This is a genomic window from Sorangium sp. So ce363 (assembly GCF_051520435.1).
Lineage (GTDB): Bacteria > Myxococcota_A > Polyangia > Polyangiales > Polyangiaceae > Sorangium > Sorangium cellulosum_B.
In genome coordinates, this window is sequence record NZ_CP150333.1 from 10907344 (window position 1) to 10926111 (window position 18768).

An 18768-nucleotide genomic window follows, 5' to 3' on the forward strand; every position below is an offset into this window, starting at 1 on the left:
TGGCCGAAGGAGATGCCTGATGCTTGTTCATCGCTTGAGCCAGCTGTCCCGAGCCGACCTCGCCAGGGCGGGCGGCAAGGGCGCCAACCTCGGTGAGCTGATCCAGCTCGGGCTGGCCGTGCCGCCCGGGTTCGTTGTGAGCGCTGACGCGTACGCGGAGCAGGCGCGCGCATGGGGGCTCGCCGAGCGCCTCTCGGCGCACCTCGCCGCGAGCAGCTGGGAGGCGGCGGCCTCGGAGGCGGCGGAGCTCTTCGAGCGGGGCGCGATGCTGCCCGCGATGGAGAGCGCGGTCCGAGACGCGTACCGCGAGCTCGGCGCGCCGCCGGTCGCGGTTCGCTCCTCGGCGACGGCGGAGGACCTCGCCGACGCCTCGTTCGCGGGCCAGCACGAGACGTACCTCGACGTGGCGGGAGAGGACGGGCTGCTCCTCGCGCTGCGGCGGTGCTGGGCGTCCCTCTGGAGCCCGAGGGCCCTCGGCTACCGGGCGGCGCGGGGCATCGATCACCTGGGGGTCAACATCGCCGTGGTGGTGCAGCGCATGGTCCCGGCCGAGTTCGCCGGCGTCCTGTTCACCGTCGACCCGGTGGCCCAGCGCGCCGACCGCATGCTCCTGGAGGTCGCCCCGGGCCTCGGCGAGGCCGTGGTGTCAGGACACACGACCGGCGATGTGTACCGCCTGCGGCGCGCGCCGTTCGCCGGGGCCGCGGCGCCCGGCCAGGACCGACCGAACGGGGCCGCGGGCCCCGGGACGAACGACCTCGCGATCGACGACCGCGACCGCCGGGAGGCCGGCCGTCCCGCGCCGAGCGACGCGCTGGTGCTCGATCTGGGCCGCATCGGGCTCCGCCTCGAGGCCCACTTCGGCTGCCCGCAGGACGTGGAGTTCGCCTTCGCCGGGGGCTCCATTCACCTCCTCCAGTCGCGCCCGATCACCACGCTCGGCACGGCCGAAATCGAGCCCCTCCCTCCGCCCCCCCAGCTCAACCGCATGCAGCGAAGGATGCTCGAGGCCAACGACAACGACCGGTTCCCCGTCGCCCCCAGGCCGCTCGATCAATGGGGCTTCCGGGCGACGCTCCCCGCGCTCGTGCGCATGGTGCGCTTCCTGGGGCTCGACGTGGACGAGGCCGAGGAGCGCGCGTGGGTCGACCAGGTGTGGCGCCCGATCTTCGTTCCACCGCGGGCGCGACCCACCCTCCGGTTGCTCCGGCTGCCGCAGAAGGTCGCGGCCAGCCTGCGCGACGACGCGATGGCGTGGTGGGAGGGCGACGGGTTCAAGCGGCTCCAGGAGGCCTGCGCGCCGGTCGATCTCCGCGCGCTGGACGACGCCGCGCTCCTCCGCCGCGCCGACCGGATCACGGAGACCACGACCGCGGTCCTGGGCGAGCGGTTCGAGAGGAGCGCCAGCCAGCTGGCCGCGATCGCCCTCCGCGTCCCGGTCGCCCTCGCCGTGGGACCGAAGCGGGCAGCGACCGTCATGCGCGACCTCGTCTCGGGCCTGCGCACCCGGACGTCCGACGTGAACCTCGCGATCTTCCACCTCGCGCGCAGGGCGGTGAGCGCCGGGCCGGAGGTCGCCGGCGCGATCCGGGAGGGGCGCCCGGAGGCCCTCCGCGAATCGGAGGCCGGCCGGGCCTACCTGGCCGAGGTCGACGCGTTCCTGGACGAGCATGGGCACCGGGAGAGCACCGGTCTGTACCTATCGACGCCGACGTGGCGGCAGGATCCCGCGCCGCTGTGGGGGCTCCTTCGCGGCCTGCTCGACGTCGCCGAGCCGCCGTCCGAGGAGGCCGGGCTCGCGCGTTACCGGGCCGCGCTCGAGGAGGTCACCCGCGCGCTTCGCCTCGTGCCGGGTCTGCCCGACGCGTTCCGCCGCACCCTCGAGCGGCTGCGGAGCGCGATCGTGTTCCGGGAGCGCACGCACTTCGATCTGGTGCGCTCGTTCTCCGCGCTGCAGGCGATCGTGGCCGAGATCGCGCGTCGCCTCTGCGAGCGCGGGCGCCTGCCGCGCCCTGACGACGTCTTCTACCTGACGGAAGCCGAGCTCCGGGGGTGGCTGGAGGGGGCGGCGCCGCCGCTCGACGAGGTGGAGCGGCTCGTTCGACGGCGGCGCGCGACGTACGGGGTGGTCAACGCGAGGTGGCAGAAGATGTCGTTCGGGGCGGGCGCGGGAGGCGCCTCGGGCGACGAGCTCCGCGGCATCGGGGCGTCGTCCGGGGTGGTCCGCGGCAAGGCGCGCATCGTGCGGGACGAGCGGGAGTTCGAGCGGCTGAAGGCGGGGGAGATCCTGGTCTGCCGCTACACGAACCCCGCGTGGACGCCGCTCTTCACGCTGGCCGCGGGCGTCGTGACGAACGTCGGCGGCGCGGTCTCCCACGCGGCGATCGTCGCGCGCGAGTACGGGATCCCGGCGGTCCTGGGGGCTGCCGGGGCGACCGAGCGCATCACGGATGGCCAGGAGATCCTCGTGGACGGGACGGAGGGCCGGGTGGCGCTCCTGCGCCGGGGCGACCGTCAGGACGGCGCGGGCGAGCTCGCCCGTGCCTGAGCCTTCGTCGCGCCTGCCGGTGCGGCTCCTCGCCGCCATCGCCCTCTCGACGGCGCTCGCGCCGCTCAACTCCACGATGGTCGCCGTGGCGCTGCCGGAGATGTCGCGCACGCTTCGCGTCGACTCCGGCGCGCTCCGGCAGGCGCTCGTGACGAGCTACCTGCTCACGAACATCGTCCTGCAGAGCCCCGGTGGGAAGCTCGGAGATCGCCTCGGCCACCGGCGCGCGCTCGGGCTGGGCCAGCTCCTCCTGGCGGTCGGGGCCGCGCTCGCCTACCTCTGGCCGGTGCTCCCGGTGCTCGCGGCGTCGCGCGTCGTGATGGCCGCGGGCGGCGCGATCGTGGTCCCGAGCGCGACGGCCATGCTCCGCACGGAGCTGCCGCCCGAGGTGCGCGGGCGCGCCTTCGGCGCCTTCGGGGCGGTGATGGGGCTGTCGGCGGGCACCGGACCGACGATCGGGGCGCTGCTCGTGGGGACCTTCGGGTGGACCTCGATCTTCCTCGCGAACGTCCCGGTGCTGCTCCTCTCCGCCGCGCTCGCGCACATCGGCGGGCCGCCGCGCCCCGCGGCCGTGACGCCTGCCGCGCCGCGACCGCGGTTCGACGTCGTGGGCTCGGTGCTGCTGGGTGGGTCGCTCATCGGGCTCGTCCTTGGCCTCGAGGCCGCGCACCTCCGCTGGGCCGCGGTGCTCGGCGCACTGGGCCTTGTACCCTTCGTGCTCTGGGAGCGGCGCGCGGCGGACCCCGTCATCGACTTCTCCCTGTTCAGGCGGCGCGCGTTCCTCGGCGGCAGCCTGCTCATCGCGCTCCAGAACTTCGCCATGTACGCGACGATCTTCGAGCTGCCCCAGGTGGCGGGGCGGCTGTTCCACGTCGGGCCGCGCGACGTCGGCACGACGCTGCTGGCCATGATGGGGACGATGGTTGTCGTCTCGCCCCTCGCGGGGCGCGGCTCCGATCGCTTCGGGCCGCGCGCGCTGGCGCTCGCCGGCTGCTCGCTCGCCCTGGCCGGCATGCTCCTGCTCGCGGCGCGGCCTCTGGGCGCGCTCACGGACGCGATCCCCGCGCTCGTGATGCTCGGCGCCGGCCTCGGCCTGACGTCCGCGCCGTCGCAGTCCGCGGCGATGAGCGACGTCCCGCGCGAGAAGAGCGGAATGGCCGCAGGCCTCACATCGACGATGCGCTACATGGGCGGCATCGTCGGCCTCACCGTGCTCGGCCTCGTCCTCACCGACCGCCCGGCGGCCGATGTGGTGAACCGCGAGCACACGATGGCCACGTCCATCTTCGGCGCGGCGCTGCTCCTGACGATCGGCTGCGCCTTTCTCCTTCCCGGCCGCGCCGCCGCCCCGGTGGCAGCCGCGGGATCACGGTAGAGCGTTTCACGAGGAGAGGCGCGAACGACTCGTCCGGCCAACCCTCGACGGTGAGCTCGGGATCGGCCGAGATCCTGGCCAGTCGAGGCCCGCGGGCGGAACTTCTGCTCTGGACCCGTCGACTCGCCGCCGTCGCAGGTGGTGCCAGGTAACGAAGTCTCGGCGGAACCACACGTGGGCGTCATGCAGAGGGGGACGAGAGACATCACCGCAAGAGCAACCACGGTTGACGTACGCTTCATGCCGTCACGGTGAAGCGACACGTGCGTCAGTGCGGAGATGAACGAGATCTCTGGATCTCGCGCCTGGCGCACAGGCGCAGCGGCACAACCCGTCACGAATTTGTGCCAAGATGCGCCGCACTTCGCCGTGCTCCGCACCGGTGCGCGCGAGCCGCCGGGAGGAGGATCGCGCGCCGGTTTTTGTTTGACGCCAGCAATGTGAACGCTCACAATGTCCCAGGTATCCTTCCGCTTTGCCCTGGGTAAGCCGCCATGCGGCGCCGGGCCATCGTCCTCGTGCACATCCACCTTGAAGGTCGGGCTCTGAGGAGCTCGCTGCCCGACTGGGCATCCCTCTGGAGACCAGCATGATCACTCCCTTCGATTTGCACCGTCAGACCCTGACTCCTTCCCGTTCCCTCCTTCGTCTCTCTGCCCTCGGCTGTGTGCTCGCCGCGCTCGCCGGTTGCGCCAGCGACACGGGGGACGAGCAGCCGCCCGGTGATGGTACGGGTGGCTCGGAGAACCCGACGACGAGCGCCAGCAGCACGACAGGCGCGAGCACGAGCGCGAGCGGCACGGGTGGATCGAGCCCCGGCACGAGCACGAGCACGAGCAGCGGAAGCGACCCGGGCACGGGCGGCGACCCGACGTCCGGGACCGGGGGGAGCGGCGGCGCTCCGGGGGACGGCGGCGGCGGCGCAGGCGCGGGCGGCTCGCCCGTGACCTGCGACCTGCCCACCACGTTCAAGTGGAAGTCGGGGCCTCCGGTGATCGGCCCCAAGCCGCCTGCCGGTCGCACCTTCGCCTCCGTCAAGGACCCGACGATCGTGTTCGAAGACGGCAAGTACCACGTATTTGCCACCGTGTTCGACACCACGTCGGGCAGCGGGTCGTGGAGCTCCGTGTACTTGAACTTCACCGACTTCGCTCAGGCGAACTCCGCTCCGCAGCAGCACATGGCGAACTGGCCCACCGGCGGCACGGTCGCGCCCCAGGTCTTCTATTTCCGGCCGCACAACAAGTGGTACCTCATCTACCAGTGGAACGGCAGGTACTCGACCAACGACGACATCAACAACGTCAACGGCTGGAGCCGGCCCCAGCCGCTGCTCAAGGGTGAGCCTGGCGCCATGGGGAACGTCCTTGGCGCGCTGGACTTCTGGAACATCTGCGACGACAAGAACTGTCATCTGTTCTTCTCGCGGGACGACGGGAAGCTCTACCGCTCCAAGGTCAGCATCGATAAATTCCCGGCTTTCGATGGGTACGAGGTCGTCATGACGGCTCCCAGCTCGGGGCTCCTGTTCGAGGCCAGCAACGTCTACAAGGTGGATGGCACGAACAAGTACCTGCTCTTGGTGGAGGCGTTCGACAACAGCCCTCGCTTCTTCAGGTCGTGGACCTCCGAGAGCCTCGACGGCCCCTGGGCTCCCCTGGCGGACACCAAGCAGAAGCCCTTCGCCGGCCCTGCCAACGTGACGTACGAAGGCGGGGACTGGAGCGACGACATCAGCCATGGCGAGATGATCCGCTCCGCGAACGACGAGCGAATGACCATCAACGCGTGCAACATGCAGTTCCTCTACCAGGGGAGAGATCCGAACGTCGGGGGGGATTACGGCAAATTGCCGTACAGGCTGGGTCTGCTCACGCTCGAGAAGTGACTCCACGCCCCTCCTCGTTCTCTCGGGAGGGACGTTCAGGCAGAAGCGCCGATCTCCCGATCGGCGCCTCCCCAGCGAGCCCGGGGCGACATCGGCCAGGGTCGGAATCGGGGTCGACCATCGATGCGTCCGGGGCGCCGCGCGCAGGATCCGCGGCCTGAATCCAGGGGATCGCTGGACGAACGGCATTCTCCGTCTATCCTTGAGCGGTGCGCTCGGGGGAGCTCTTGGGGGGGCGCTTCCGCGTCGAAGCGCTCGCGGAGAGCGGAGGCATGGGCGCGGTCTACCGCGCCTGGGACGTCACCACCGGAAGGCGGGTCGCCGCCAAGGTGCTGCACGATCCGTCGCCGCACCACCTCGCGCGCTTCGCGCGGGAGGCCGAGCTCCTCGCCCGTCTCGCACACCCCGGGATCGTCCGGTACGTCGCCTACAGCGCCGCGCGCGAGAGCACGCCCTTCCTGGTCATGGAATGGCTGGAGGGAGAGGACCTCTCCCGGCTCCTCTCGCGTCGGCGGCTCTCGGTCGCCGAGACAGTGGAGCTCGGGGCGCGCGTCGCCGCGGCCCTGGGCGCCGCCCACGCGCTGGGGATCGTCCACCGCGATCTCAAGCCGGCCAACATCTTCCTCGTCGGCGGCCGGATCGAGGAGCCCAGGCTCCTCGATTTCGGGGTCGCCCGCCTCCCGGACATGGCGCCGATCACCGGCGCCGGGATGCTGGTCGGCACGCCCGACTACATGGCCCCGGAGCAGGCGCGCAGCGGCGATGAGGTCGGCGCGCCCGCCGACATCTTCTCGCTCGGCTGCGTGCTCTTCCAGTGCGTCACCGGCGCGCCGCCGTTTCAGGCCGATCACCTGGTCGCCCTGCTCGCCAGGATCATCTTCGACGATCCGCCGCACCTGTCGGAGCGCTGCCTCGGCGCGCCCCCGTGGCTCGACGCGCTGGTCTCGCAGATGCTCGAGAAGGATCCGGCGCGGCGCCCGCGCGACGGGGCCGCGGCCCACGCCGCGCTCGCGGCGCAGGAGGTCCATGGCGGGGCGATCTCGGGACCGACGAGCTCCGCCCTCACCAGCAGCGAGCGCCGCTTCCACGGCGTCGCGGTGATCGGCCGCGCGCCAGCGTCCGCGCAGAGCGCCACCCTCTCGGTCAGCGAGGCGGACGCGGACGCCGGCGCGCTCCGGGAGGTCGCCGCCCGCTTCGACGGGCGCCTGGAGCTGCTCGCCGACGGTACGGCGGTGCTCATCGTCGGCCGCCCGCACGTGCCCACCGACGTCGCCGCGCAGCTCGCGCGCTGCGCGCTGGCGCTGCGGGAGCGCGTCCCCGATCGCCCGATCGCGATCACGGTCGGCTGGGGCGAGCTCGGGCGCGGCCTGCCGGTCGGCGACGCCATCCAGCGCGCGGCGGGGCTGCTCCGGAGCGCGGGCCGCGCGGGCGCGCCGCAGATCCTCCTCGACAAGACCACCGCCGGGCTGCTCGAGGCCCGCTTCGAGGCCGCGATCACCGCGTCCGGCGCCGTCGAGCTGCGCGGCGAGCGCAGCGCCGCCGAGCCGTGGCGCCCGCTCCTCGGCAGGCCCACGCCCTGCGTCGGCCGCGATCACGAGCTCCGCCTGCTGGAGCAGACCTTCGCCGCCTGCGCCGGCGAGCCCGCCGCCCGGGCGGTGCTCGTCATCGGCGCCGCGGGCATGGGCAAGTCCCGCCTGCTCCAGGAGCACCTCGCGGCCCTCCGGCGCGCCGGCGCGCCCGCGGAGATCTGGGCGGGGCTCGGGGATCCGCTGCGCGCGGGCTCCATCGGCGGCCTGCTCGCGGAGGTGATCCGGGGCGCGGCGGGGATCCAGGGCGGCGAGCCGATCGAGGAGCGGCGCGCGCTCCTCCGGGCCCGCGTCGCCCGCCGCGCGCCCGAGGCGGAGCGGCGCCGGATCGAGGAGTTCCTCGGAGAGCTCGCCGGCGTCCCCTTCCCCGACGAGGACAGCCTCCCGCTCCGCGCCGCCCGGCAGAATCCCGAGCTGCTCGGCGAGCAGATGCAGCGCGCGCTGCGCGATTTTCTGCGCGCCGAGTGCGCGGCCCAGCCGGTGGTGCTCGCGCTGGAGGACGTGCACTGGGCCGATCGCGCCTCGGTCGCGGCCATCGACGCGGCGCTGCGCGAGCTCGCGGACCAGCCGCTCGTCGTGCTCGCCACGGCGCGCCCCGAGATCAAGCAAGCCTACCCCGATCTCTGGGGCGAGCGCGGGCGGCAGGAGATCTGGCTCAGGCAGCTCTCGCCGAAGGCGTGCGCGCAGCTCACGCGGGAGGCGCTGGGCGGCGCGGCCGACAGGGCGCTCGTCGATCGTCTGGTCACCCAGTCCGAGGGCCAGCCCTTCTTCCTCGAGGAGCTGATCCGCGCGACGGCGGAAGGCCGGGGCGAAGCGATGCCCGACACCGTGGTGGCGATGGTGCAGGTCCGGCTGGAGGCGCTCCCGCCCCCTGCGCGCCGGATCCTGCGCGCCGCCAGCGTGCTCGGCGAGGTGTTCTGGCGAGGCGCCGTCGCGCACTTGCTCGGCGGCGACGCCGCGCTGCTCGCGGATCACCTCTCCGCGCTCGTCACCGGGGAGCTCTGCGTCCGCCGCCACGAGAGCCGCTTCCCCGGCGAGGAGGAGTACTGCTTCCGCCAGGCGCTCCTACGCGAGGGCGCTTACGCGCAGCTCACCGAGGACGATCGAGCGCTCGGCCACCGCCTCGCCGCCGAGTGGCTCGAGGGCGCGGGCGAGGCCGATCCGCTGGTGCTCGCAGCGCACTGCGAGCGCGGCGGCCTGACCGCCCGCGCGGCGTCGCTGCTCGTCCGAGGCGCCGAGCTCGCGGCCGCGCGCCGGGCCTACCTCGACGCCGAGGGCTGCTACGGGCGCGCCGAGGAGCTGGTCGGCGCGCTGCTCCCTGCGGCGCGCCACGCGCGGGGCCTCGCTCGCTTCCGGCTCGGGCGCCACACCGAGGCCCTCGCCGACCTCGCCGCGGCGCGCGAGGAGGCGGCCGAGGCGTCGGAGCCAGGGGCGGAGATCGAGCTCCTCCTCGATGAGGCCATGATCCTCGACTGGACAGGCGAGTACCGGGCCGCGAGCGAGCGGGTCGAGGCCGCCGAGCGCCTCGCCGGCTGGGTGGACTCCCCCCTGCTCGGCGCCCGTCTGCTCCTCGGCGTGGGCCGCTCGCTCCACCGGGACGACCGCGAGGACGAAGCCGCCATGGTGCTGTCGCGCGCCGCGGAGCAAGCCGCGCGGCTCGGGGACGAGGGCTATGAGACACACATCATCGCCCGGCTGATGCTCGGGTTCATCCTGGCCAGCCTCGGCCGGGTCGACGAGGCGGCGCGAGACCTCGACGCGGTGATCCTCAGCTGCGAGGAGCGCAGCGATCTCATGCACCTCGGCGCAGCGCTGAACAACCGCGCGCTCGCGCGGGCCCTCCAGGGCGACCGCGCCGGGATGATCGCCGACCTGGAGCGCACCATCGCGCTCGGGCGCGACCTCGGCCAGCCCGCGTTCGAGCTCGTCGGCCGCTACAACCTCGCCGAGTACCTGTACCTGATGGACGATCTCGAGGCCGCGGCGCCCCACGCGCGCGCCGTCCAGGCGATGGGGCCGCGCTGCGACGAGCACCACGCGCCGATCGCCGTGGCGCTCCTGACCGCGCGCCTGCGCCTCTACCAGGGCGACGAGGCGGGCGCTCGCGGGATCGCCCTGCGGCTGCGCGCGGCGCAAGAGGAAGCCGGCGGCGACGCGCTGAAGCCCTCGGAGGACGTGCTCTGCTCGATGATCGAGCTCGCGACGTGCGACGACGACGGCGCCGCGTGGGCCGCGCTCGAGGAGCGCTCCGCGCGCTGCTCGGTAGGGCAGGAGCGGATCGAGGTGCTCGAGGCGCGGGCCCTCGCCGCCTTCCGTCGCGGCCGGTACGTCGATGCCCGGTTGCAGATCGAGCGCGCCCTCGCGGCCGCCTCCACCACGCCGACCGTCATGGGCAGTCGCCTCCGTCGCTGGCACACGGAGCTGACGGCGCTGTCAGAATCGGACGCCCCGGACACCCACCCTCGTCGCCGCTGAATCACCTTGCACGGGCGTGATAATGCGAAAAGATAGAATATTGAACCCATAGTCAACCTATGGGCGATGTTGGTAAGCCCGCGCTCGCGCGCCGCGCGCAGGGAGCCGCCGGGTATGCGCCAGAAATGGGGGGGAACCCATGTCGCTCAAGGAGACATTCATCGTGCTTGTCTGGGCCGGGGTGCTGTCGGGCTGCGCCGCGGAGGTGGGGGACACCGAGGCGCTGGATGAGCTCGTGGAGGAATCCCAGGGAGCCCTTCTGGGCGGCAACGCGCTCAGCGCGAACGCCCTGAACCTCAATGCCTTGAACCTCAACGCCTTGAACCTCAACGCCCTGAACCTCAACGGTCTCAGCGCGCAAAACCTCGCCGCGATCCGGGATCCCGGCCCGAGCGGCGCGCTGGCGCGCGAGTTCATGCGGTATGCGACGAGCTGCGCCCTGAACAGCACGGCGTACTTCGCCTTCTCGTGGACGGACTCCGGCGGCACCATCCACAACGAGCGCTACCCCGGGCTGCTCGGCGCCGCGCCGACCTGGGCGACCGGGCCGCTCGACGAGCTCGGGCAGCGCATGGTCTCCAGCTGCGTGGCGGCGCGCGTGAACTACTATCGCGTACCGGTCCTCCTCTCCGCCCGCTCGCTGCGGGATCCGCTGAAGACGCTCTCCTCCAGCCAGGAGCTCATCGATTATCCGGACGTCGAGGGGGCCTTCTGGGGCAACCTGTTCGCGGCGCAGCCCTACCTCAACGCTTGCTACAACAGCGCGACGGTCGACAACTCACGCGCCTACCAGCGCGACTGCGCCGCGGGCCACCTGCTGTCCGACGGCCAGCTCGTGGGGTGCGGGGTGATCCGCATGGTCGGACCCTGCAGCCGGGTCTGCCAGACCCTCAACGGGGCCGGCCAGTACTACCCGTCCTGTGTCGACCGCCCCGGCCAGAGCACAGCGACCGTCAAGGAGGTGATCACCACCGCCTTGCCCTGACCGGCGCGCCCTCAAAAGGCGCCCACCTCGCCGAGCAGCGTCCCGTTCTCGATCAGGTCCACATGGCCCCGAGGGGTCGACTCGCCCGCCGCCCAGCGCGATTCGACGGAGAGCTCGAATGCGCCGCCGCACCCGGCGCAGCTGTCCCCCGATCCGCGCCCGGCGTACACGTCCGGGAACGGGTTCTCGTCGAAGAGGAAGGACAGGCGAAGGTGCGCGGCCCCGTCGTCGCCCCGATAGAGCGCCCCGCGCTGCTCGTGGTGGAGGATGCCGTCGCTGCTCGATAGATTCCCGAGCACGAGGATCTGCAGATACGCGTCGGAGCACTCGCTGCTGCGGTCGATGTACGCCACGACCGGTGAGCTCTCGGTGTCGGCGACGAGGGACCAGCTCACGGCGCTCGTCGTCCCGTTGGCCCATCTCACGTCGAAGCTTCCGGTTCCCCCGGTCGCGTCGATGGCCTCCTGGCCGCTCACACCGAGGGGCGTCGGGTCGGAGAGCGCATGCTCCACGGCCTGCCCCGTTGACTGCGGGAGGAAGTCGCAGGGATCGGCGGCGACCTCCCCCGTCTGTCCCCCGCGCGTGCACCCCATGAGCAGCCCCGCCAGGAGCCAGCAAGCAAGCCGTACGTTCATCGCAGCCTCCATCAGCATCACTTGCCGCAGCGCAGGAGCCCTCGCAAGCGTCGCGTAGCGCAGTTACGCATTATCTATCGCTCCAATGTGCTAGTATCGATGCATAGATGCGATACAAACCATCGCAGTACGATGAAATCGCGAGGGATTTCTGCCGGGCGCTCCGCGGCCGGCGCTCGCAGCGGCAGCTGAGCGTCCGGCTCGGCTACGGAACGAACGTCGCCTTCGGCTGGGAGTCCGGGCGGCGCTTTCCCACGTTCCCCACGGTGCTGCGCGTCGCGGCGTACAACGGCGTTGACGTCCATCGTGTGCTCTCGGACTTCGTGCGCCAGGAGTCGGCCTTCGGCGCGGCCGTCGCCGTCTCCGACCCGGCCCTCACGGCCACCCTCCTTCAGGTCGTCAAGGGCGGGCTGAGCAACGCCGAGATCGGCGCCCGCATCGGGCGCAGCGCGTCCCAGGTGTCGCGCTTCATCGCGGGCACCTCCCAGCCGCGGCTGCCCGACGTGCTGGCCCTCGTCGACGCGACCACCGACCGGCTCCTCGACTTCCTCGCGCTCTTCGTCCCTCCGGGACAGCTGCCCTCGGTGGCGCGCGACTTCGGTGTGCTCGAGGAGCGCCGGCGGATAGCGACGGAGCTCCCCTGGTCTCACGCGGTCCTGCGCGTCCTCGAGCTCGCCGGCTACGCGGCCCTCCCCTGCCATGACGACGCGTGGGTCGCCGCTCGCCTCGCGCTCCCGCAAGACGAGGTGCGCGCGTGCCTCGAGGCCCTGTCGCGGGCAGGCCTGATCCGATGGCGCGGAGGGCGGTACGCCGCCACGGCCGAGACGGTCGACATGACCCGCGGCGCGGCCGAGCCGCGACAGCGATTGAAGGCGCACTGGCTCGACGTCGCCGCGGGCCGGCAGCGCCGCGGCGATCCGGGGCTGTACTCCTACAACCTCGTCAGCGTCGCGCGCGGCGACCTCGCGCGGCTGCGGGCCTTGCACGTGAGGTACTTCCACGAGCTCCGGCAGATCGTGTCGGACTCGCGCGAGCCCGATTGCGTCGCGCTGGTCGCGATGCAGCTCTTCGAGCTGGGCGCGTGAGGCGCGAACCGGGCAGAGAAGGATGTTCTGTCAACCCGGGGCAGGCCCGCAGCTGGGCATGCGGGCGCGTCGCGGGCAGAGGCCGTACTTTACAGACGCGAAGGCCCCTTAAGCCCGCCCCTCGCGGTCGAGCCGCCTCCGCCCTAGATTCGGTGCGCTGACAGCCAATTCGACTGCCAGGGCAGACGATCCGCTCGAAGGAGGAGAATCGCGATGCGTCGTACTATGCCGACCCTCACGGGAAGCCTGATCGCAGGGCTCGCGCTCGGCGTCATCACCTGCATTTCGTCGACCGCGCTGGCCGGGCGCCCCGTCGCCCAGGTCCTCGCGGCGGATCGCCTCGCAGCCAAGGAACCCTGCGCCACGGCGGAGAATGACGAGAACCGGACCATCACGATCGGCGGCATCGGCGAGGTCGCGCGGCCTGCGGATTCGATGCGCACGAGCATCGGCGTGGAGGTGCGCGAAAAGACGCTCGGGGCCGCGCGCGACAAGGCCGCGGGCAGGTCGCAGGCGGTGCTCGCCGCCCTGCGTGGCCTCGCTATCCCCGGGCTGGAGATCCGCACGGTCGACATCTCGCTCTCGCCGATCCGAGAGTCGCGCGTGGGGCATGAGGAAATCACCGAGCCCAGGATCATCGGCTATTCGGCTTCCAGCCAGCTCTCCGTCGCGCTGCGGGGCGCGTCGCCGGCCGAGCTCCAGGCCGCAGGCTCGAGGATCCTCCAGGCCGCGCTCGCCTCGGGCGCCAATGACGTCGGCGGGCTCGAGTTCTTCTTGAACGACCGCACCGAGGCGCGCCGCAGCGCCATCGCGGCTGCCGTGCAGGACGCGCAGGCGAACGCCAAGGCGGTGGCCAAGGCGGCGAACGTCAGGATCGCCGAGCTGCAGTCGATCTCGGTCGTCCAGCAGGAGCGTTATGAATTTGCGCAGCAGATGAAGGGGCTCGGAGGCGCGGACGGCTTCCCCGTCGAGCCCGGAAACATCCGTGTCACCGCTGCGGTGACGGTCCGCGTGGCGTTTGCCCCGAACCCCTGAGCTCAGGGCGGCGGCCCGCAGGCGGCGCTCGCGATCGCGGCTCGGCGCGTCCTCACGGCATGCCCGTGAAGAAGTCGTACATCGCCCCGATGGCAAAACACGGCACGCCGTGGCTCGTGTTGCTGTACGCGGGATCGTCGTGGGAGCACCAGATCGTCGGCTCCGAACAGCCGCTGTAGGAGATGCAGCCGGGGTTCACCGTCTTGCCGCTGCTCTGGCAGGCCGTCACCTGGGAATACGGCGTCGAGCTCATCTCGCACATGTTGGCGGTGCGGAACCTCGCGACCGCGCTCGCTCCGTCTCCTCCGCGGACGGTGTCGTTCTTGCCCTGGATGTACATCACGGGCATGGACACCTGCAGCGCGCCGTAATCGGAGGCCGCGACGGGCGCGACCGCCCTGAAGTTCATGTGCTCGGCATCGGACTTGTGCGTCAAGATCTGCAGGATCATCTGCGCGCCGGAGCTGTGGCCGGTGGCGAACACGCGGTCCATGTCGATGCAGTAGCTGTCCATGAGATCGTCGTAGATTCGCAGGACCTTGGCGATGTCGTTGTTGTAGTTCCAGCATCCACCCCCGTCCGACGACCTCCCCACGGCGCGCACGTACTCCGTCTCGAAGGCCGACCCTCGCGTGAGGTTGATGAACTGGTCGATCGGGTTGCCGCAGGCGTGGAAGCCCATCAAGAGGGGGAGAGGGGTGTTGCCATCGTAGCTGTCCGGGAACGTGTAGATGTGATCGTCGTCGACCTTCACCGTTCCGCTCTCGGGCCGCCCCGACTTGCCGCAGCCTGGGCTCGGGTTGCCCGCCGGCGATTCCGTGCCGCCGGTCCCCATGCCACCGCCCCCGGCCTGCGGTCCGCCCCCGGTCGACCCACCTGTCGTGCCGCTGCTGGAGGAGCTGGCGTCATCGCTCGTTCCCCCTGTCGAGGTGGTCTCTCCGCCGCTCGCAGACGTGTGGGCCCCGCCCGCGCCGCCCGTGGCCTGATCGGCTCCGCCGCCTCCCGTGCCGGACGAGCCTGTCTCGGACGAGCAAGCGAGAAACATCAAGGCGACGACAGGAAAAGAGGAATAAGCACCTGATCTCGGCATCGTCTAGACCCTCTCGTGATCGCCCGATTCGTCTATCCGCGCTCGCCGCGTGCCGATCCCGCGATGATCTCGGGCGAGGATGCGCCTCACCTGGAGGCACCAGCCCGACCGTCACGGCGGACGCGCAGAAGTGACGAAAGGCCCGGTGCGCATGGCACGCCTATCCGTGGCAAAGCGGAAGAAGGATCGACGAGTCGATTGTGAGCGCTCACATACGCGGCGTCAATCAAATTGGACCGGCGCGACGCCCACCTTGATCTCGGCGGGGGCGCAGCGGCGGCAGCCGCGGCACCCGCGCGAGCTGTCATGAGAGCTCGGCTTGCGCGAGCTCGTCGTTCCCGGCTCAGTTGGCAATGAACGCGCAGCACCCAACGACGCAGATGTAGCCGTCGGCGCAGCCGTCGCTGCAAGGATCCGCGCACGTCGGAGCCGACCCGCCTTCGCCACCGCCGGGGTCGGAGCCGCCGCCGTCGGAGCTGCCGCCGGGGTCGGAGCCGCCGCCGCCATCGCTCTCGCCCGTGCTTCCGTCGTCGGGGCAATCGTGCCCGCCGTCGTCGCTGCCGCCCGGATCGCCGGAGCTGCTGCTATCCCCGGGGTCGTCGGAGCCGCTACCGGGGCCGCCGTCGCAATGGCCAGGGCCGATGCCGCCCTCGTTGAAGTCCGCAAGCGCACCGGACAGCGCGACGGCATCCTCGGCCGCGCCGCCTTGCTTGATGCCGTATGGGAGCCGGCCATCGGCGTCCTTGTTGTCCTTCATCCACGCCTCGGCGTCCGCGAGCGCCCCGCCCAGGGCAGCGTCGCTCGCGCCGCTACCCACGTTCAGCAGCGCGGCGATCAGCTGGTGGCACAGGATCAGGCTGGTGTCGCCCCGCGGCGCCTTCTCAAAGAGCTCCAGCAGCTCCGCCTGGGAGTACTCGACTCCTCCGATGGTGAGCTTCGATGTCGGCCAGCTCTCCTCGTGGTTCTTCCAGTAGCCCTGGGTGAGCGTACAGCCGTCCCCCTCGGACGGGGGCGGAGTCCCGACCACGTTGCTCCTCCCCTCGCCGAAGCGATCCGGGTCGCCGTTCCCACAGGCGACGAGAGCGGAGCCAACCAGCGACAGACACCCCACGAGCACCAACCTGCCAAGCGTCATGATTCCTCCTGAAGTTGCGCATCGCGCGATGGGCGCTCCTCGCGAAGAGCGAGCGACATCGCGCGTGTCAGGCGGCGGGCATTGCGCCGGATCGGGGCGCACAGGCGACCCCGAGCCGGCGGGACCATGTTCTCGATCCACCCGCCCCAGCTGCAGCCCATGAGGAGCCGCGCTCTCGGTTCCTTCAGTGCCGGCCTGCGCTCGGCGCGGCTCATGTTTTTGTGGGCGCTTTCCGATCCCGTGTCGTTCTCGATCGATTGAATTTTTCCTTCACCAACACATGAGTGACCGAGATCACGTCAGGCCGTGAGATCCCGTGTCATTCGCGCTCGATCAAAATCTTCCTTCATGAGCACACGAGCGACCGGGATCACTTCAGCCCATGACGATCCATCTTGTTGAGCAGCCCCTGCCGCGACAGCCCGAGCCGCGCTGCTGCCTGGCTCCTGTTGCCCTGGGTCGCCCGGAGCGCGGCGGCGATCTCGCGCCGCTCCAGCGCCGCGATCTTCTCTTCCAGCGTCGCCCCCTCGGCCGGCTCGTCGCCTGCCGGCGCCGCGGGACCGCTGCCTCGCCGCGCCGGCGAGAGGTCCTCCTCGAGGATCTCTCCCCTGCCCCCGGCCATCACGAGCGCGCGCTGCATCTCGTGCCGGAGCTCTCGCAGGTTGCCGGGCCACTCGCAGGCCTCGAGCCGGCGCATCGCGCCGGGCGAGATCGCGGTCGCCGGCGAGCGCGGCACGAGGGCACGCGACAGGTTCAGGAAGTGCTGCGCGAGGAGCGGCAGATCGCCCACGCGATCCGCGAGCCGGGGCAAGGCGATCTCGATCCCGCGCACGCGCCAGTAGAGGTCGTCGCGAAAGGTCCTGTCCGCCACCATCGACTCGAGCGCTCTGTGGGTGGCCGACACGACACGGACGTCCACGGTCAGCGGGCGCGCCGCGCCCACCGGCAGGATCTCGCCCGTCTCGAGCACGCGCAAGAGCTTCACTTGCAGCGCCGGCTCCATGTCGCCGATCTCGTCGAGGAACAGGGTCCCTCCGTCCGCCTCGACGAACAGGCCGGGAGCGTCCTTGATCGCGCTCGTGAAGGCGCCTTTCCGGTGGCCGAACAGCGTCGATTCCAGGAGGGTCGGCGCGAGCGCGCCGCAGTTGACCGCGATGAAGGCCTTGTCCTTCCGGCGGCTCCTTGCGTGCAGGTAGCGGGCGAACACCTCCTTGCCCGTCCCCGAGTCGCCGGTGATGAGCACCGGCACGTCGGTCGGCGCCGCGCGCTCGCACAGCGTCCTCGCCTCGAGGAAGGCCGGCGACTGACCGAGCATCGCCGAGGCGTCGCCCTCGCGGGCGGCGAGCGAGCGCTCGAGCTCCGCCACCCGATCTTCCAGCGCGAGGCGCGCGGCCGCGCGAGCGACCACGGAGAGCAGCACGTCGGGGTCGACGGGCTTGGCCAGGAAGTCGTACGCGCCGCGCTCGACGAGGCGCAAGGCGAGCGGGGTCTCGCCCGCGCCCGAGACGACGATCACCTTGGCCGCGGGCCGCTCGGCAAGGAGCTTGTCCGCGAGCGCCGCGCCCTCCTCGGCGCGGCCCGTCGGCGGGAGCATCAGGTCGAGCACGACGAGGCGCGCGCTCGTGCGGCGGAGCTCCGAGAGCGCCTTCGGGGCGGCCCCGGCCTCGGCGACGGCGTACCCCTCCAGCGCGAGCAGCTCGCGGTAGGCGTCGCGGAACCCCGGATCGTCGTCGATGAGCAGGACGGTCTCGGTCACGGGTGACCGTACCGCGTTGTCAGGGCGCGGATCCAGGGTTGTGCGGAGCGGGGGCGCGGGGCGCGGGGCGCTCTCCCTGCTTCACCCGGTTTCGCCCGGTACCTCGTGCCTGGAGGACGAACGGCCGGAGGGTCCGTACGCGAGGCTGGACGACTCCGGCCGACCTCAGCAGACTACCGCATGACCGAGAACGTCAAGACGTGGTTCGAGGACGGCTCCTACCCGGCCGACCTCGGGGTGAAGATCGAGGCCGCCGACGACGCGCAATCGCGCCTCTTCCTGCCCTACGAAGAGCGGAATACCATGTTCGGGCTGGTCCACGGCGGCGCGCTCGCGTCGCTCGTGTCGATTTCCGCGCACGCCATCGCGCGTGATCCCTCTCGCGCGGTCACGGAGCCACTCCGCACCGTCTCGATGCACGTGGGCTACTTGCGCGCGGCACGCAAGGCGGTGACGGTCGAGACGCGCGCGTTGCGCCGCGTGCGTGAGCTGGGCTTCTTCGAGACGCTCATCACGGACGTGGACGGGAATGCGGTCGCACACGCCTCGTCGACCGTGAGCGAGGCCGGGCCGGACAGCACACCGGCGGAATTCCCTCCCCTTACCGATCTTCCCGAGGGAGAGCGCGCCGGCGTCGCTCCCTCGGACGACGCGGAGGGCGGCGGCGCGGGAGCGATCCGCGCGGCGATGGCGGCCAGTCCATTCCTGTCGCGAAGGCAGCTGCGCCTCCTGGGCATGCGCCGCGGGGCGGTCGAGATGGCGATGGATGCAGCTGCGACGAACCTCGACGGCAACGGCGCCACGCACGAAGGGGCCGTCCTGACGCTCATCGATGCCGCAGGCGCCACCTGCCCGTGGACGGTCGTCCCGCCGTCGCCGGGGGCGTCGGGCGCGACGATCGCCCTGAGCGCGCAGGTCCTCGGGCCGTTGCCCAGGGCCGGGCTCGTCGCGCGCGCCGTCGTGCGTGCGCGCGATGCGCGGATCTGCTGGACCGACGTCGCCGTCGTCGACGGCGCCTCCCGGATCGCGCACGCCTTCGGAACGGTCGTGTACCGCTTCAGCGAGAAGAACTGGTCATGATCGGTCAGCCGAGCGAGCGCCGAAGCGCCTCGAGCGGCGCCTCGGGTGCGCGGGACCGCCGCGGCCCCGGGCGCCGCCGCCGCATGCGGCTCGGC

12 protein-coding genes are annotated in these 18768 nt (G+C 71.8%); 8 read left to right on the forward strand and 4 right to left on the reverse strand.

Going from position 1 to position 18768, the window contains the following annotated elements:
* Nucleotides 1–19: 19 nt before the first annotated feature.
* From WMF12_RS41055 to WMF12_RS41075, 5 genes are all read left to right on the forward strand, one after another.
* Nucleotides 20–2548 (forward strand): PEP/pyruvate-binding domain-containing protein, encoded by a 2529-nt coding sequence (locus tag WMF12_RS41055; protein WP_437854054.1) that lies wholly within the window; start codon nt 20–22, stop codon nt 2546–2548.
* Entirely contained in the window at nt 2541–3923 is a 1383-nt protein-coding gene (locus WMF12_RS41060) for an MFS transporter (RefSeq protein ID WP_437854056.1), read from the forward strand. The genes WMF12_RS41055 and WMF12_RS41060 overlap by 8 nt, the downstream gene beginning before the upstream one ends.
* A gap of 589 nt (nt 3924–4512) precedes the next feature.
* Nucleotides 4513–5811 carry a non-reducing end alpha-L-arabinofuranosidase family hydrolase gene (locus WMF12_RS41065; protein ID WP_437854059.1) on the forward strand — a complete coding sequence of 433 codons (1299 nt, stop codon included), beginning with the start codon at nt 4513–4515 and terminating at the stop codon, nt 5809–5811.
* Between the two features lie 209 nt (nt 5812–6020).
* Nucleotides 6021–9872 (forward strand): serine/threonine-protein kinase, encoded by a 3852-nt coding sequence (locus WMF12_RS41070; RefSeq protein WP_437854061.1) that lies wholly within the window; start codon nt 6021–6023, stop codon nt 9870–9872.
* A gap of 139 nt (nt 9873–10011) precedes the next feature.
* Nucleotides 10012–10857: a hypothetical protein gene (locus tag WMF12_RS41075; protein WP_437854064.1), complete on the forward strand. Its 846-nt coding sequence runs from the start codon at nt 10012–10014 to the stop codon at nt 10855–10857.
* Nucleotides 10858–10868: 11 nt separating this feature from the next.
* Here WMF12_RS41075 and WMF12_RS41080 read toward each other — a convergent pair whose 3' ends face one another.
* Nucleotides 10869–11492 carry a hypothetical protein gene (locus WMF12_RS41080; protein WP_437854065.1) on the reverse strand — a complete coding sequence of 208 codons (624 nt, stop codon included), beginning with the start codon at nt 11490–11492 and terminating at the stop codon, nt 10869–10871.
* 107 nt (nt 11493–11599) lie between these two features.
* On the opposite strand from WMF12_RS41080, the gene WMF12_RS41085 reads away from it, so the two are divergent.
* Both WMF12_RS41085 and WMF12_RS41090 read left to right on the forward strand, forming a co-directional pair.
* Nucleotides 11600–12577, forward strand: a complete 978-nt coding sequence (locus WMF12_RS41085) for a DUF4423 domain-containing protein (protein WP_437854067.1) — start codon at nt 11600–11602, stop codon at nt 12575–12577.
* Nucleotides 12578–12790: 213 nt separating this feature from the next.
* Nucleotides 12791–13612: an SIMPL domain-containing protein gene (locus WMF12_RS41090; protein ID WP_437854070.1), complete on the forward strand. Its 822-nt coding sequence runs from the start codon at nt 12791–12793 to the stop codon at nt 13610–13612.
* A 52-nt stretch (nt 13613–13664) separates the two neighbouring features.
* On the opposite strand, the gene WMF12_RS41095 is transcribed toward WMF12_RS41090, so the two are convergent.
* From WMF12_RS41095 to WMF12_RS41105, 3 genes are all read right to left on the reverse strand, one after another.
* A complete protein-coding gene (locus WMF12_RS41095) occupies nt 13665–14660 on the reverse strand; it encodes an alpha/beta hydrolase family esterase (protein WP_437854071.1) in 996 nt (331 codons plus the stop codon).
* A 385-nt stretch (nt 14661–15045) separates the two neighbouring features.
* Complete coding sequence (locus WMF12_RS41100) at nt 15046–15837, reverse strand: hypothetical protein (protein WP_437854073.1); 792 nt, start codon at nt 15835–15837, stop codon at nt 15046–15048.
* Nucleotides 15838–16207: 370 nt separating this feature from the next.
* On the reverse strand, nt 16208–17593 hold the full coding sequence (locus WMF12_RS41105) for a sigma-54-dependent transcriptional regulator (protein ID WP_437854075.1): 1386 nt from the start codon (nt 17591–17593) through the stop codon (nt 16208–16210).
* Between the two features lie 180 nt (nt 17594–17773).
* Here WMF12_RS41105 and WMF12_RS41110 point away from each other — a divergent pair, with 180 nt between their 5' ends.
* The gene (locus tag WMF12_RS41110) at nt 17774–18673 is read left to right on the forward strand and encodes a PaaI family thioesterase (protein ID WP_437854077.1); all 900 of its coding nucleotides are present in this window, start codon (nt 17774–17776) and stop codon (nt 18671–18673) included.
* Nucleotides 18674–18768 lie beyond the last annotated feature (95 nt).

What these genes read in the sequence shown, in the direction of transcription:
- WMF12_RS41055 (WP_437854054.1), top strand. Translation starts at nt 20, where the DNA reads ATGCTTGTTCATCGCTTGAGCCAGCTGTCCCGAGCCGACCTCGCCAGG.
- WMF12_RS41065 (WP_437854059.1), top strand. Translation starts at nt 4,513, where the DNA reads ATGATCACTCCCTTCGATTTGCACCGTCAGACCCTGACTCCTTCCCGT.
- WMF12_RS41075 (WP_437854064.1), top strand. Translation starts at nt 10,012, where the DNA reads ATGTCGCTCAAGGAGACATTCATCGTGCTTGTCTGGGCCGGGGTGCTG.
- WMF12_RS41080 (WP_437854065.1), bottom strand. Translation starts at nt 11,492, where the DNA reads ATGAACGTACGGCTTGCTTGCTGGCTCCTGGCGGGGCTGCTCATGGGG.
- WMF12_RS41085 (WP_437854067.1), top strand. Translation starts at nt 11,600, where the DNA reads ATGCGATACAAACCATCGCAGTACGATGAAATCGCGAGGGATTTCTGC.
- WMF12_RS41090 (WP_437854070.1), top strand. Translation starts at nt 12,791, where the DNA reads ATGCGTCGTACTATGCCGACCCTCACGGGAAGCCTGATCGCAGGGCTC.
- WMF12_RS41100 (WP_437854073.1), bottom strand. Translation starts at nt 15,837, where the DNA reads ATGACGCTTGGCAGGTTGGTGCTCGTGGGGTGTCTGTCGCTGGTTGGC.
- WMF12_RS41110 (WP_437854077.1), top strand. Translation starts at nt 17,774, where the DNA reads ATGACCGAGAACGTCAAGACGTGGTTCGAGGACGGCTCCTACCCGGCC.